Annotated in this window: 8 protein-coding genes; 6 read left to right on the top strand and 2 right to left on the bottom strand. The window is 63.3% G+C overall.

Going from position 1 to position 15,017, the window contains the following annotated elements; translation table 11 throughout:
* Positions 1-159: 159 nt before the first annotated feature.
* Positions 160-1,359 (top strand): ABC transporter substrate-binding protein, encoded by a 1,200-nt coding sequence (locus QA635_RS39790; protein ID WP_225163332.1) that lies wholly within the window; start codon positions 160-162, stop codon positions 1,357-1,359.
* Positions 1,360-1,487: 128 nt separating this feature from the next.
* Here the strand turns inward: QA635_RS39790 and QA635_RS39785 are convergent, their stop codons facing one another.
* Positions 1,488-2,240 (bottom strand): transglutaminase-like cysteine peptidase, encoded by a 753-nt coding sequence (locus QA635_RS39785; protein ID WP_283065427.1) that lies wholly within the window; start codon positions 2,238-2,240, stop codon positions 1,488-1,490.
* Positions 2,241-2,835: 595 nt separating this feature from the next.
* Here QA635_RS39785 and QA635_RS39780 point away from each other — a divergent pair.
* Both QA635_RS39780 and QA635_RS39775 read left to right on the top strand, forming a co-directional pair.
* A complete protein-coding gene (locus QA635_RS39780; protein WP_283065425.1) occupies positions 2,836-7,002 on the top strand; it encodes a VCBS domain-containing protein in 4,167 nt (1,388 codons plus the stop codon).
* A gap of 100 nt (positions 7,003-7,102) precedes the next feature.
* Positions 7,103-9,337, top strand: a complete 2,235-nt coding sequence (locus tag QA635_RS39775) for a CHASE2 domain-containing protein (RefSeq protein WP_092089722.1) — start codon at positions 7,103-7,105, stop codon at positions 9,335-9,337.
* Positions 9,338-9,499: 162 nt separating this feature from the next.
* On the opposite strand, the gene QA635_RS39770 is transcribed toward QA635_RS39775, so the two are convergent.
* Positions 9,500-11,107, bottom strand: a complete 1,608-nt coding sequence (locus QA635_RS39770) for an ABC transporter substrate-binding protein (protein ID WP_283065422.1) — start codon at positions 11,105-11,107, stop codon at positions 9,500-9,502.
* A 209-nt stretch (positions 11,108-11,316) separates the two neighbouring features.
* Here QA635_RS39770 and QA635_RS39765 point away from each other — a divergent pair, with 209 nt between their 5' ends.
* The 3 genes from QA635_RS39765 to QA635_RS39755 all read left to right on the top strand — a co-directional run bounded on the left by QA635_RS39765 (position 11,317) and on the right by QA635_RS39755 (position 15,014).
* Entirely contained in the window at positions 11,317-12,969 is a 1,653-nt protein-coding gene (locus tag QA635_RS39765; RefSeq protein WP_425249106.1) for an ABC transporter substrate-binding protein, read from the top strand.
* 200 nt (positions 12,970-13,169) lie between these two features.
* Positions 13,170-14,123, top strand: coding sequence for an ABC transporter permease (locus QA635_RS39760; protein WP_050382524.1), 954 nt, complete (start codon positions 13,170-13,172; stop codon positions 14,121-14,123).
* A gap of 3 nt (positions 14,124-14,126) precedes the next feature.
* On the top strand, positions 14,127-15,014 hold the full coding sequence (locus tag QA635_RS39755; RefSeq protein WP_283065420.1) for an ABC transporter permease: 888 nt from the start codon (positions 14,127-14,129) through the stop codon (positions 15,012-15,014).
* Positions 15,015-15,017 lie beyond the last annotated feature (3 nt).

The raw sequence follows: 15,017 nt of genomic DNA, 5'->3' as shown, positions 1-15,017 counted from the left end.
ATGATCCGGAAAAGTGTGAAACGGTTTTCCCTCGCGACAAGCGCGCAGCGCTTGCGCGGAAATCATACTCAAAGAAGGGATTCGACGACACCGAATTGGCGAAGGAGCGAGCAGGCCCGACCCTTCGCTTAACATGGGCCATGTAAGGAGGAGACTGCAATGTCGAAATCGCTGAAGGCGCTGGGCCTTGCGGTGAGTGCGCTGGCGCTGACCTGTCTGCCGGCCGCAGCCCAGACCAAGGTCACCAATGAAGGCATCTCGCCGACCGAGATCGTGATCGGAACGCATCAGGACTTGTCCGGCCCGATCAAGGTCTGGGGCGTTCCGGTGTCCAACGGCATGAAGATGGCGGTTGAGGAGATCAACGCCGGCGGCGGCATCAACGGCCGCAAGATCAAGATGATCCTGGAGGACAACGGCTACGATCCGAAGAAGGCGGTGCTGGCCTCGCAGAAGATGGTCGAGCGCGACAAGGTGTTCGCGATGATCGGACCGATGGGCTCGCCGACCGTGCTCGCCGCGCAGGACGTCCTGTTCGATGCGGGCGTGTTGCAGCTGTTCCCGCTGACGGCCGCCGAATTCACCTTCAAGTTCGATCCCGCCAAGCCGCAGGAGCGGCTGAAGTTCAACAACCTCCTGCCCTATGTCGAGAGCACGCGCGCCGCGCTCAAATACATGATGGAGTGGAAGAACTTCAAGAAGCCCTGCATCATGCATCAGGATGACGAGTACGGCAAAAACGTGCTCGACGGCTTCACCCAGCAGCTTGGCGCGATGAAGGTGCAGCCGGCCTCGGTCACGAGCTACAAGCGCGGCGCCTCCGACTTCTCGGCGCAGGTCGCCAAGATGAAGGCCGACGGCTGCGACCTCGTCGTGCTCGGCACCGTGATCCGCGAGACCATCGGCGCGATGAACGAGGCCAAGAAGCTCGGCTGGGACGTGACCTTCCTCGGCGCCACCCCGACCAACGTGCTCGAAGTGCCGGCGCTCGGCAAGGAAGCCGTCGAAGGGCTCTATGCGGCCTCGGGCTTCGAGATTCCCTACGAGGACACGGCCAAGGGCAAGGTGAAGGACTGGCTGGTGAACTACAAGAAGATGTTCAACACCGACGCCAACACCCAGGCGATCATCGGCTACAACGCGGTGATGACCTTCGCCTTCTACGCGCAGAAGGCGGGCAAGGATCTCTCCGGCCAGAAGATGCTGGACTCACTGGAGTCAGGCGACAAATTCCTCGACATCTTCAGCTCGCCGCCGACCAAGTTCTCCAAGACGGATCATCTCGCCAACACCATCACCCAGGTGCAGCAGGTCAAGGGCGGCCGCTGGGTGCTGGTGAAGGACAATCTGATGTTCTGACGGGCAGTCGCTCATCTGGATTCACTCGTCATTGCGAGGAGCGAAGCGACGAAGCAATCCATCTTTCCGCGGAGGGATGGATTGCTTCGCTTCGCTCGCAATGACGGAAAGGTATGTCTGGCCGGCTCTTAGTTCGTCCGCGCCGCCGGCCGCCACGCAGCCTCGGCGACGAGCGGGGCATCGACATAGCGGCTGACGCCGTGCTGGTCGATCACGAAGGTCGGCCGAAAACTCCTGATGTCGCCGTCCTCGATCATCGCCATGCGGCGGTTGTCGAGGGTCAGCCAGCGGCCGTCGAGCCGCGCGGCGAGCACCGCATGGTCTTCGCCGCCGAGCAGCTCATGCAGGACGACGATCCGCAGATCTTCCGGCGCCACGCCGGCCTTGCGCAGCGCCACCAATTTCGCGATCGCATAGTCCTCGCAGTCGCCGCTGCCGCGGGCGAAGGTGGCGAGCGGCGTCGCCCAGACGTCGGGCTCGCCATAGGCCACGAGATCGCTGCCCGGACGGATCGCAAGGTTGATCGCGCGGTTGATCTCGCCGAGCCGGGCGCGACCCTGACGCGCCCGTCCGGCATCGACGATCGCCAGGAATCGCAGCGCCGCCGGCGACGCACAGCCGGCGCGGTCGCTCTCGCAGGCTGCCAGTTGCTCCAATTCGTCGGCGAGCTGACGCTGCACGCCGAGCCATTTGTCGTGCAGGCCGCCGTCGGCAAGCAGGCTGGTGGTCAGGCCGAACGGCTCGGTCGATTTTCTGATCAGCGTCGCCGGACCGGGCGAAAGCAGCGAAGCGGCATTGAGCTCGGCAACCGGCGCGGCCAGGGCCAGGCCGAAGCCCAGCATGACGGCGCGCAGCGCAAGCGGGCGAAGCGAGAATCTCATCTGACACCCCCTGTCCGCTCTTCGGCGGGTGGACATTGCACCGCGCACGCGACCGGATCGTTTCATGCCGGGCAGCATGGCGAACGATCCCTTCGAATCGACTTAAGATGTGGGGAATCAGGGGAAGAGGCTAAAGGGCGCCTGCTTGGGGTCCCGAAAACTTTACCGGTTTGTGAAAGGAAGCGGCGAACCTTTTTCCACTGCTTTGCAACTCATCCTTGCCCTCTGGTTAACCCGGCCGGTCCGCGCACGGGACTGCTGTGATTTGTAAGCTAAGTCACAGCTTTGGCCGGGAAATTGGGGTCAAATGCCCGCTCTGGGCTAAGGGGAAATAAAGGCAAGTACAGAAATGCCAATCAATACCACGAATACGTGGCTCAGTACGTATCTTGGCTTGAATCCCACCTTATGGTACCGTCAAGCGAATCCGAACTACACGGCTCTTCACAGCGTGAGCCAAGTCACATCCAGTCAAACCGCACAACAGGGCCACCTTGCGCAAGCACAGAGTGGTTTCGCCAAGCTTTATCCGATGATATGCAGGCATAATCATTCGGATATTTTAACAATATTAACTCCCGTGCGGTGATCCGCAGTGAACTTTGTCGAGAAATTCGACGGCCTGTTGCCGAGCACGGACGCTTATGCCCGTGGATATGTGCACGTCGACAGCGTTTCCACGCATGCTCCGCCCGGCGCGATCATCGTCGACGACGGGCAATTGCTGTTCACCGGCGACTTCAAGCGGACCGGGCTCGACCTCGTCATCGCGAAGGACGATCGGGAACTCGTCCTGCACGACTATTTCAAGGGCGAGAAGCGCGCGCCGCTGGCGTCGCCTGACGGCGCGCATCTCACCGGCGATCTCGTCAACGCACTCACCGGCTACACCCAATATGCCCAGGCCGGCGGCGCGGCGGAGCCGGCCAAGGTCATCGGCCATGTCACCAAGCTGACCGGGAACGCCACGGCAATCCGCAACGGCGTCGCGATCGTCCTGAACCAGGGCGACAACGTCAACAAGGGTGACGTGGTGCAGTCCGGCGGCGACTCTACGCTCGGCATCACCTTCATCGACGGCACCGTGTTCGGTCTCGGACCGAACGCCAAGATGGTGCTGAACGAAATGATCTACGACCCGAACGGGTCGAGCAATACGTCGCTGATGAGTCTGGTCTCGGGCACGATCTCCTTCGTGGCCGGCGCGACCGCCAAGCACGGCGACATGAAGGTCGATACGCCGGTCGCGACCATGGGCATCCGCGGCACCGCGGTGCTGGTCGAGATCGATTTCGACGTGCAGGGCACCGGCGGCGTGCCGCCGGCCAAATTCCAGGTGCTGGTCGAGCCCGATGGCAGCACCGGCTCCTACATCCTGTTCGACAAGACGACGCTCAATCCGATCGCGACCGTCGATCAGGCCGGCACCCAGACCATCGTCAACGGCCAGGGCAGCGTCAGCTTCGTCTCGTCGGCGCAACTGTCGACCGATGCGCAGAAGCTGATCTCCGACGTCTTCGCGCTGAAGTTCACCGACAACAACAATCCCAACACCAAGCTCACCACCAACTTCACGGACAGCGTCGTCCCGGTATCGAGCAGCTTCAAGCTCACCAGCAGCGACAGTGGCGCGCCGATCATCATTCTGCTGACCTTCGTCAACACGACCGGCCCTCAGGCCGGTGGCATTCCCAACAGCAGGATTGACCACATCCCGGGGCCGCCGCAGGTCGTGACCCAGGACGCGGCGTTTACCGAGCGGGCGGGGCTGACCCAAAGCGGGCTGTTCGACACCGCGACGGGCCAGATCAAGTGGCTGGACCTCAATGTCGGTGACATACCGAGTGCGAAGGTCGACTATTCCGCGTTCAGCTACCGGGACGCCGACGGCAGCGACGTGACCTCATCGCTGACGGCAGCGGAGCTTGCTGCCATCAAGACCGTCGAGATACCGTTGCTGCTCGAGCCCGATCCGAACAACAAGAATGCCGGTTCGGCGACCTGGACCTACAACCTTGCCGACAGCGCGTTCGACTTCCTCGCTGCCGGAGAAACGCTGACGCTGACCTATGTCGCGCGCGTCGATAACAATTTCGCGCCGAACAACGAGACCACGTTCAAGACCTTCACGATCACGATCACCGGCACCAACGACACGCCGGTGGTGACGTCCTCGGCGCAGGCCGGTTCGATCACCGAACTCCCAGCAACGACGAATTCCGCCCAGCCTGATACGGCGCACGGCACGCTGACATTTACCGATGCGGATCTGACCGACACGCATACGGTCACCATCACCGGCGTCACCGAGGCCGGCGTCACCACCGGACTTGCCAGCCATGCCACCGTGCTGAGCTGGCTGTCGCTCGGCGCGCTGACCGATTCGACCGATGGCGTGACGGGATCGCGCTCCTGGACGTTCTCGGCCGCCGACAGGAGCTTCGACTATCTCGCCACCGGCGAGACGCTGACACTGACCTACACGGTCGAGATCGACGACCATCAGGGCGGCGTCATCACGCTGCCGGTCACCATCACGATCGTCGGCACCGACGACAGGCCGGTGATCACCTCGCCGACCCAGGCGGCCGCCATCACTGAAGCCGAGGAGACGACCGGTTCGGTCGTGCCGGATACCGCATCCGGTACCGTGACCTTCGTCGATGTCGATCTCAGCGACATCCACAGCGTCACCGTGGCTGGCGTCACCGAAACGGGCGTGACCACGGGGCTTCCCGATCAGGCGACGATACTGGGCTGGATGTCGCTCGGCACGCTGACGGATTCGACCGGCGGTGTAACCGGATCGCGCGCCTGGACCTTCTCGGCCGCCGACAGGAATTTCGACTATCTCGCTGCCGGCGAGACGTTGACGCTGACTTACCTGATCCAGGTCGACGACCACCACGGCGGTGTCGTCACGCAGCCCGTCACCATCACCATCACGGGCACCAACGACGTGCCGACGTTCACGTCGGAGCCGCCGACCGCCACGGTCCCCGAGATGATCGGCGAGACCGGATCGATCAAGCTCGACGTGGCCCAGGGCGCGGTGACATTTGCCGACGTCGATCTCAGCGACACCCACATTGTGTCCATTACCGCCGTCGCGGAATCCGGAACGACCACAGGCCTGCCTGAGGACGAGTCCACGATCCTGAACTGGCTCTCGCTGGGGACGCTGACCGATTCGACCGGCGGGGTCGCCGGATCCCAGGCCTGGACCTTCTCGGCCGCCGACCGCAATTTCGATTATCTTGCCGACGGTGAGACACTGACGCTGACCTATACGGTTGAGGTCAATGACCATCATGGCGGCGTGATCAGCCAACCGGTGACGATCACGATTACCGGCAGCAATGACGCGCCGATCGTCACGTCGGCGCCTCAGGCGGCCATCATCCCCGAACAACCCGATACGACCGGTTCATCGACGCTGGACAGCGCATCCGGCACCGTGACCTTCACCGATGTGGATCTCAGCGACACCCACACCATGACCATCACCGGCGTCGCCGAATCCGGGGCGACGACGGGCCTGCCCGACGAGGCCACGATCCTGAACTGGCTGTCGCTGGGGACGTTGACGGACGGGACCGGCGGTTCAATCGGATCGTCGACCTGGACGTTCTCGGCCGCGGACCAGAATTTCGACTATCTCGCCCTCGGCGAGACGCTGACGCTGACCTACACGATCCAGATCGACGACCACCATGGCGGCATCATCAACGAGCCTGTGACGATCACGATCAACGGCGCCAACGACGCGCCGATACTCGCCGACGTCAATGCCGGCACGCTCACCGATACCGCCGATAACGACACGTTCGGCACGCTGACCGGCACGCTCCATGGCAACGACGTCGACCATGGCGAAACCGCGACGCTGACTTATGCCGCGCTCAATTCGGACCACACTGCGGTCACGCAGATCGCGGGCCTCTACGGCTCGCTTACCGTCAACCCGGACGGCACCTACAGCTATGTTCCCGATGCTGCCGCGATCAACGCGTTGGGCAAGGGCACCTATGCCGACACGTTCGATGTGGAGACGATCGACGCGCATGGCGCCGTCGGGACCGCGAAGCTGACGATCGACGTGATCGGCGCCAACGACGCGCCCGTGATCCACACCGACAACGTCAGTATCACCGAACATCCCAACGGGACCGAGACGATCTCCGGCCTGACCGTGACGGACGCCGATGCGACGGCCGACGAGACTTTCACCATGGCCGCGGCGACGACGCCCGGTGCGGGCAGCAGCGTTGCACCTTCGTCGCAGGAGGGGCTTCTCTCCGGCATCAACACCGCGCTTGGATCGCCGGGCCTCATTTACAACCCCGGCCAGACAGCTCCAGCGACCGACACGATCGCGCTCTCCGTGACCGATGGCCATGGCGCAACCGATACGGTCAACCTGATCTTCAACGTCCAACAGGATCGGCCCGAGCCCGTGATTCTGACCGGGACCAGCGACAAGGACGTGTTCTTCGGGTCGGGTTATCAGGACAAGTTCGTGTTTGCGCCGAACTTCAACCACGACACGATCCTGAACTTCACGCCAGGCGAGGACCAGATCGACCTGTCCACGGTCGTCTCGGCAAGCACCTTCAGCACCTGGTTCGATCAGCATGTTGCGACATCGCCGACCAATGCAGCGGACACGCTGATCACGATCGACAGCGCAGACACGATCACATTGCACAATGTCGCGAAGGCGAGTCTGTCCCAGAACGACTTCATTATTCATTTTACGTGACGGACGCCCGGCCGTGCCGCCGGGGGGCTGGTCCGGCTGATTGTGCACTGCGCATGCTTGCTCGATTGGAACAATTCTGCGCGCGTGATATCCAGATGGCATGAAACGGCTGAAGGCGATACGTAGGTGGTTCGCACGGCGCTTCGGCTACGCGCGGCTGGTCTGCGTGGCGCTGTTGATCGGCATTGCTGCGCTGCGGATCGTGGATCCGGCTCCGGTTCAGGAGCTTCGCGTCAGGACGTTTGACACATTCCAGGCGCTGCAACCGCGCCAGAAGACCGCGCGGCCCGTCACCATCGTCGACATCGACGAAAAGAGCCTCGCCGATCCCCGGCTCGGACAGTGGCCGTGGCCGCGGACCCGGCTCGCCGACATCGTCACCAATCTCACCCGGCTCGGCGCCGTGGTGATCGCGTTCGATGCGGTGTTCTCCGAGCCGGATCGTCTCAACCCCGATATCGCCGCCGATACGTTCAGCAGCCTCGATGAGGAGATGCGCGCCAGGCTGCGGCAGCTGCCGAGCAACGACAGCATCATGGCCGAAGCCATCAAGAACTCGCGCGTGGTGCTCGGCGAATCCGGCGGACCCAACGTGCGCGCCGACCTCAACGAAAAGCTTCCGGTCACCGGACTTGCGATGCTCGGCGAGGAGCCGCAGCCTTTCATGTTCATGTTCCCGGGGCTGCTGCGCAACGTGCCGTTGCTCGAGGAGGCGGCTGCCGGGCGCGGCCTGTTCACGATCAGGCCGGAGCGCGACGGCATCGTCAGGCGCGTGCCGATGATCATGGTGGCGCAGGGCATCACCATGCCGTCGCTGAGCTTCGAGATGCTGCGGGTGGCGAGCGGCTCGGGCACGATCCTGATCAAGGCCGACAAGGCCGGTATCAAGAGCCTGGGTCTCAAGGGCTTTGCGATCCCGACCGATCTCCACGGCCAACTCTGGATCCACTACGCTCGCCGCGATCCCTCGATCTATGTCTCGGCGGTCGATGTGCTGGACGGGCGCGTCTCACCGGACCGAATTGCCGGCAAGCTGATTGTGATCGGCACCTCAGCAACCGGGCTGAACGACATCAAGACGACGCCGGTGACGCCGGCGATGCCTGGTGTCGAGGTTCACGCCCAGGTGCTGGAGAGCGCGCTGACCGGCGATGTCGTTTCGCAGCCGAATTACGGCATCGGCATCGAATTCTTCGCCGCGCTGATCATGGGGCTTCTGGTGATCGCCTTTGCGCCGAAGTTTGGTCCGATCACGCTGGTCGCCGTCGGCGGAATGTTTGCCTCGGTGCTGATCGGCACCTCCTGGTATTTCTATTCCCAGCACCGGCTGCTGATCGACTTCACCTATCCGCTGATGTCGACCACGGCGATCTATCTCACGCTGATCTTCTCCGCCTTCGTGCGCGAGCAGCAGCAGCGTCGACAGATCAGGTCGCAATTCGTGCAGTACATGTCGCCCGCGCTGGTCGAGCAGCTGGCACAGTCGCCGGAGCGGCTGGTGCTCGGCGGCGAGGAACGCGAGATGACCATCATGTTCTCGGACATGCGCGGTTTCACCTCGATCTCGGAAACCTACAAGAGCAATCCGCAGGGCCTTACGGCGCTGATGAACCGCTTCCTTACTCCGCTTTCCAACGCGATCCTCGCCCGCAAGGGCACCATCGACAAATATATGGGCGACGCCATCATGGCGTTCTGGAACGCGCCGCTCGATGACAAGCAGCACCAGCTCAACGCCTGCGATGCGGCGCTCGACATGCTGGAGCGCGTCGACGACCTCAACCGTGAGCGCGAGCAGGAGGCGAAGGACGGCGGCCACGTCTATGTGCCGCTCAACATCGGTGTCGGTCTCAACACCGGCTCCTGCGTGGTCGGCAATATGGGCTCCGATGTGCGCTTCGACTATTCGGTGTTCGGCGACAGCGTCAATCTGGCCTCGCGGCTCGAGGGGCAGTCCAAGGAGTACGGCTTCCCGATCATCGTGGGATCGAAGACCGCGCTTGCGGTGAAGGAGAAGTTTGCGATCCTCGAACTCGATTTCATCATGGTCAAGGGCAAGAAGGAGCCCGAGGTGATCTACGCGATTGCCGGCCGTGAGGATGTCGCGAGCTCCGGCCGCTTCCAGCGCCTGCGCAACCTGACCATCGAGATGCTCGCCTGCTACCGCGGCCGCGATTGGGACGGCGCGCTCGCCGCGATCGAACGCGGCCGCAAGACCGACGACGCGCAGACGCTGCAATATCTCTATCGCCTCTATGAGGCGCGCATCCACGCCTTCCAGAAGGAGCCGCCGCCCGACGACTGGAACGGCGCATTCGCGTTGACGACGAAATAGCCGACGCAAACCCGATGTCGTCCCGGCGAAAGCCGGGACCCATAACGCCGCGGCCGGCGCAATGGGCAAGCGGCCAGACGGCTTTCTAACGCCACCCTTCGTGGTTATGGGTCCCGGCTCCCGTGCGCAATTGCGCACAAGGCCGGGACGACGATGGAATGTCTATTCCAGCCCGATCTGGGTCAGATCCTGGAACCAGTGCTGCGCCTGCACGAAGGTCTTCACCTTCGGCGACAGCGCGTGCGGATTGGTGTCGTGCACCACCCACACCAGCGCGGCATCGTCGACGATCAGCGCGTGCGCCTGCGCCAGCAGCGCATCCTGTTTGGCGGAATCGAAGGTCTGCTTGGCCTCGTCGATCAGCGCATCGACCTTCGGGTTCTTGTAGCCGCCCCAGTTGACGCCGACCGGCGCGACCTGGCCGGAGTGGAAGAACCGCACGATGGCGTAGAGCGGATCCGACGTGACATAGGCGATGTTGTTGGCGGTGATGCCGGCATTCATCTCGTCCGCCGCGCCCTTGCGCCAGTGCGTATATAATGTCTCGAGCTCGACCACCTTGAAGTCGATGTCGATGCCGATCTCCTTGAAGCTCTGCTGCAGGAACTCGTTCATCGGCAGCGACAGCATCTGCCCGGTGCCGCCCTGGGCGATGATGAAAGTCGTCTTCAGCGGCTTGTCCTTCGAATAGCCGACTTCCTCCACCAGCTTCCTGGCGGCCGCGAGATCGTATTTCAGTTCGAACGTCGGCTTACCGAACCACGGGCTCGACGGATCGACCTGGCCCTTGGCGGGCTTGGCGAGGCCGTTCATCAGGCCAACCACCGCGTCGCGGTCGATCGCGAGGTTGAGCGCCTTGCGCAGGCGGATGTCGGTCCATGGCGAGCCCGGCAGCACGCTCAAGTGATAGTTCCAGACATGCGGCGTCACGTTGTCGACGATCCTCATGCCGGCGGCCTTGAGCTGCGGCACGGCGTCGGGCGCCGGCGTTTCGATCAGGTCGACCTGGCCGGCCAGCAGCGCGTTGGTGCGGGTCAGCGCTTCCGGCATCGGGATCAGGATCATCTTGTCGACCTTCGCAAGCCGCTTCTTGTCCCAATAGTCCGGGTTCTTCGTCAGTTCGGCGAGTTCGCGCGGTACCAGCTTGGTCAGCTTGAACGGACCGGTGCCGGAGGGCTGACTGGCGAACTTGTCCCAGTCCTTGCCGAGCTTTTCATATTGCGCGGGGCTCGAGACCAGGAACCAGAGCATCTGATAGGGGAAGAAGGAGTCGACCGTCTTGGTGGTGATCTCGATGGTGAAATCGTCGACCTTGGCGTAGCTCGCAACCGAGGGCAGGCGGGTCTTGACCTGCGCGCTCTGTCGCTTGTCGAACTGCGGTGCCTTGTCGTTCAGCACCTTGTCGAGATTCCAGATCACCGCGTCGGCATTGAAATCGCTGCCGTCGTGGAATTTGACGCCTTTGCGCAGCGTGAAGCGCCATTTGGTCTTGTCGTTGTCGTCGACCTTCCATTCGGTCGCAAGCCCGGGCACCAGCTTGCCCGGCCGGTCGGCAACATCCATCTCCCAGGCAACCAGCGGATCGTAGATCGTGTAGGCGGTGAACTGATAGGCGCCCGCGCCGCGATCGGGCTGGCCGGTGGTCAGCGGAATGTCGGCCATCGAAATGCCGTAGCGCACAATGGACTCGGCTTGCGCCGACATGGCCGGCCAGCCCGCGGTCAAGGCAAGCGCCATTGCCGCCATCAGGATCGAATTGCGCGCACGCATATGAAGGCTCCGTTGGAAAGACGTTGGAGCCAAATCCTGCAAGCATGATGCCAGAATAGGCATCTTCGCTCCGTTCGGGCCCGAGGTGGGAAGAAATGACGCGCCCGGCGGTTATTTGCTGATGAACTATTCCCCTTGGCACAGGCATTGCATACGCTTGCCCAAGAAATAATCACCAAAACGTCACCAGACTCGAAGGGGCTGCTCAGATGCGTAACAGGAAAACCAATGCGACGGCGATCATGCTGGCGCTTGCGATAGCCACAGGCGTGCCGGCGATCGCCGGCGCCGAGACTGTGCTGCGCATTGGCATGACCGCTGCCGATATTCCGCGCACGCTCGGCCAGCCCGACCAGGGTTTTGAGGGCAATCGCTTCACGGGTCTGACGATGTATGACGCGCTGACGATGTGGGACCTGTCGTCGTCGGACAAGGCAAGCGCGATGATCCCCGGCCTTGCGACCGAGTGGAAGGTCGACGATGCCGACAAGACCAAGTGGATTTTCAAGCTGCGCTCCGGCGTCACCTTTCATGACGGCTCGCCGTTCAATGCCGACGCCGTGGTCTGGAACGTCGACAAGGTCTTGAAGCAGGACGCGCCGCAATACGATGCGAGCCAGGTCGGCGTCACCGCCTCGCGCATGCCGACGCTGGTTTCGGCGCGCAAGATCGACGACATGACGGTGGAGCTGACCACCAAGGAGCCGGACAGCTTCCTGCCGATCAACCTCACCAATTTGTTCATGGCGAGCCCGGCCAAGTGGCAGAAATTCTACGACAAGGCCGAAGGCGCCGACGCCAAGGCGAAGTCGCAGGCCGCGTGGGCCGCGTTCGCCAAGGACGCGTCGGGCACCGGACCCTGGAAGATGTCGAGCTTCACCCCGCGTGAGCGGCTCGAGTTGGTGAAGAACGAAAACTACTGGGACAAGTCGCGGGTGCCCAAGGCTGATAAGATGGTGCTGTTGCCGATGCCGGAAGCCAATGCCCGGACGGCGGCGCTGCTGTCGGGGCAGGTCAACTGGATCGAGGCGCCGGCGCCGGACGCGCTGCCCGAGATCAAGCAGCGTGGTTTCAACCTCTATTCCAACGAGGAGCCGCATGTCTGGCCGTGGCAGTTCTCGCGCGTCGAGGGCTCGCCGTGGAATGACATCCGCGTCCGCAAGGCGGCCAATCTCTGCATCGATCGCGAAGGGCTGCGTGACGGCCTGCTTGCCGGCCTGATGGTGCCGGCGACCGGCACGTTCGAGCCCGGCCATCCCTGGCGCGGCAACCCGACCTTCCAGATCAAGTACGACAAGCCGGCCGCGCAGAAGCTGATGCAGGAGGCGGGCTTCGGTCCGAACAAGAAGCTGACGGTCAAGATCCAGACCTCGGCATCGGGCTCGGGCCAGATGCTGCCGCTGCCGATGAACGAGTATCTGCAACAGGCGTTGGCCGAATGCTACTTCGATGTGCAGCTCGACGTCATCGAGTGGAACACGCTGTTCACCAATTGGCGGCGCGGCACCAAGGATCCGACCGCCAACGGCTCGAACGCCATCAACGTCACCTATGCGGCGATGGATCCGTTCTTCGCTCTGGTGCGCTTCCTGCAGTCGGGCATGGCGCCGCCGGTGTCGAACAATTGGGGTTTCAACAACAACCCGAAGTTCGACGAACTGGTGAAGAAGGCCCGCCAGACTTTCGAGCCGGCGGCGCGCGACGCCGCGCTGGCCGAGCTGCATGCGGCCTCAGTCGACGACGCGGCCTTCCTCTATGTCGCCCACGACGTCGCACCGCGCGCGATGAGCCCGAAGATCAAGGGCTTTGTGCAGCCGAAGAGCTGGTTCGTCGACTTCTCGCCGGTCATGGTCGCGCCGTGAGGCGCTAGCCGCGCAATAGGTGCACCCTCTCCCCTTGTGGGAGAGGGTGGATTCGCTGAAAGCGAAGCCGGGTGAGGGGTTGTCTCCGCGGGCACTCCTCTCCGATCCGAAATGACCTTGTCCGCGGATAGAAACCCCTCATCCGGCGCGCTCGGCGCGCCACCTTCTTCCACAAGGGGAGAAGGAAGAAAGAACGCAACGTGTTCGCCTATACGTCCAGACGGATCGTCTACGTCATTCCGATCGTGCTCAGCGTGGCGCTGGTGTGCTTCCTCTTGGTGCACATCACGCCCGGCGACCCTCTGGTCGCGGTGCTGCCGGCCGATGCCTCGCAGGAGCTCGCCGCGCAATTGCGCACGGCCTACGGCTTCGATCGCCCGTTGCCGGTGCAATTCGGCCTGTGGCTGTGGCGCGCGATCCATGGCGATCTCGGCAATTCGATCGCGACCGGGCGGCCCGTCCTGACCGAGGTGATGCGCGCCGTCGGCAACACCGTGATGCTGGCGATCGCGGCCGCGATGATCGGCTTTACGCTCGGCCTGCTGTTCGGCCTGATCGCCGGCTATTTCCGCGACACCTGGGTCGACAAGGTCGCGACCTCGGTGGCAATAGCCGGCGTGTCGCTGCCGCATTACTGGCTCGGCATGGTGCTGGTCATCATCTTCTCGGTGCAGCTCAACTGGCTGCCCGCGGTCGGTGCAGGACCCGGCGGCTCCGGCGCCTGGGCGTGGGACTGGGAGCATCTGCGCTATCTGGTGCTGCCGGCGATCACCACCTCGGTGATCCCGATGGGCATCGTCACCCGCACGGTGCGCGCGCTGACCGGCGACATCCTGAGCCAGGATTTCGTCGAGGCGCTGCGCGCAAAAGGCTTGCGCGAGACCGAGGTGTTTCGTCACGTCATCAAGAATGCGGCGCCGACCGCGCTCGCGGTGATGGGCCTGCAGCTTGGCTACATGCTGGGCGGCTCGATCCTGATCGAGACCGTGTTCTCCTGGCCTGGTTCGGGCCTGCTGTTGAACTCGGCGATCTTCCAGCGCGATCTGCCGCTGCTGCAGGGCACCATCCTGGTGCTGGCGCTGTTCTTCGTGCTGCTCAACCTCCTGGTCGACATCGCGCAGGCCGCGATCGATCCGCGCATCAAGCGGAGTTAGAGCATGAGCGCGATGAGCGATACTGCGTTGCAGGCTGCCCCGACCACCAAAGCGCGCGGCTATTGGGCGACGGTTGGCCGCCGCATCAGGCGCGACAAGGTCAGCATGGCCTGCGCCATCATTTTGGTGCTGATCTTTGCCTCCGCGCTGCTGGCGCCGTGGCTGCATCTTGCGGATCCCTATCAGGGTTCGATGATCCGCCGCCTCCGCCATATCGGCACGCCGGGCTATCCGCTCGGCACCGACGAGCTCGGCCGCGACATGCTGGCGCGGCTGATCTATGGCGGGCGGCTGTCGCTGGTCATCGGCATCCTGCCGGTGATCTTCGCCTTCGTGATCGGCACCTCGCTCGGCCTCGTCGCCGGCTATGTCGGCGGCAAGCTCAACACCGCGATCATGCGCACCGTCGACGTGTTCTACGCCTTCCCGTCGGTGCTGCTGGCGATCGCGATCTCGGGCGCGCTCGGCGCCGGCATCACCAATTCGATCGTGTCGCTGACCATTGTGTTCGTGCCGCAGATCACCCGCGTCGCCGAAAGCGTCACCACTGGCGTGCGCAACATGGATTTCGTCGAGGCGGCGCGCGCGTCCGGCGCCGGGCCCTTCACCATCATGCGCGTCCACATGCTCGGCAATGTGCTCGGCCCGATCTTCGTCTACGCCACCGGCCTGATCTCGGTGTCGATGATCCTCGCGGCCGGTCTGTCGTTCCTCGGGCTCGGCACCAAGCCACCGGAGCCGGAATGGGGCTTGATGCTGAACACGCTGCGTACTGCGATTTACGTCAATCCGTGGGTCGCGGCGCTGCCGGGCGCGATGATCTTCGCGGTCTCGATCTGCTTCAATCTGCTGAGCGACGGCATGCGCAGCGCCATGGACATCAGGAATTAGAGC

Source organism: Bradyrhizobium brasilense (genome assembly GCF_029714345.1).
GTDB classification, from domain to species: Bacteria; Pseudomonadota; Alphaproteobacteria; order Rhizobiales; family Xanthobacteraceae; genus Bradyrhizobium; species Bradyrhizobium australafricanum.
The sequence above is the reverse complement of the archived record's forward strand: the minus strand, read 5'-3'. Positions and strand labels throughout refer to the sequence as shown.

What these genes read in the sequence shown, in the direction of transcription:
- QA635_RS39790 (WP_225163332.1), top strand. Translation starts at nt 160, where the DNA reads ATGTCGAAATCGCTGAAGGCGCTGGGCCTTGCGGTGAGTGCGCTGGCG.
- QA635_RS39770 (WP_283065422.1), bottom strand. Translation starts at nt 11,107, where the DNA reads ATGCGTGCGCGCAATTCGATCCTGATGGCGGCAATGGCGCTTGCCTTG.
- QA635_RS39775 (WP_092089722.1), top strand. Translation starts at nt 7,103, where the DNA reads ATGAAACGGCTGAAGGCGATACGTAGGTGGTTCGCACGGCGCTTCGGC.
- QA635_RS39755 (WP_283065420.1), top strand. Translation starts at nt 14,127, where the DNA reads ATGAGCGCGATGAGCGATACTGCGTTGCAGGCTGCCCCGACCACCAAA.
- QA635_RS39785 (WP_283065427.1), bottom strand. Translation starts at nt 2,240, where the DNA reads ATGAGATTCTCGCTTCGCCCGCTTGCGCTGCGCGCCGTCATGCTGGGC.
- QA635_RS39765 (WP_425249106.1), top strand. Translation starts at nt 11,317, where the DNA reads ATGCGTAACAGGAAAACCAATGCGACGGCGATCATGCTGGCGCTTGCG.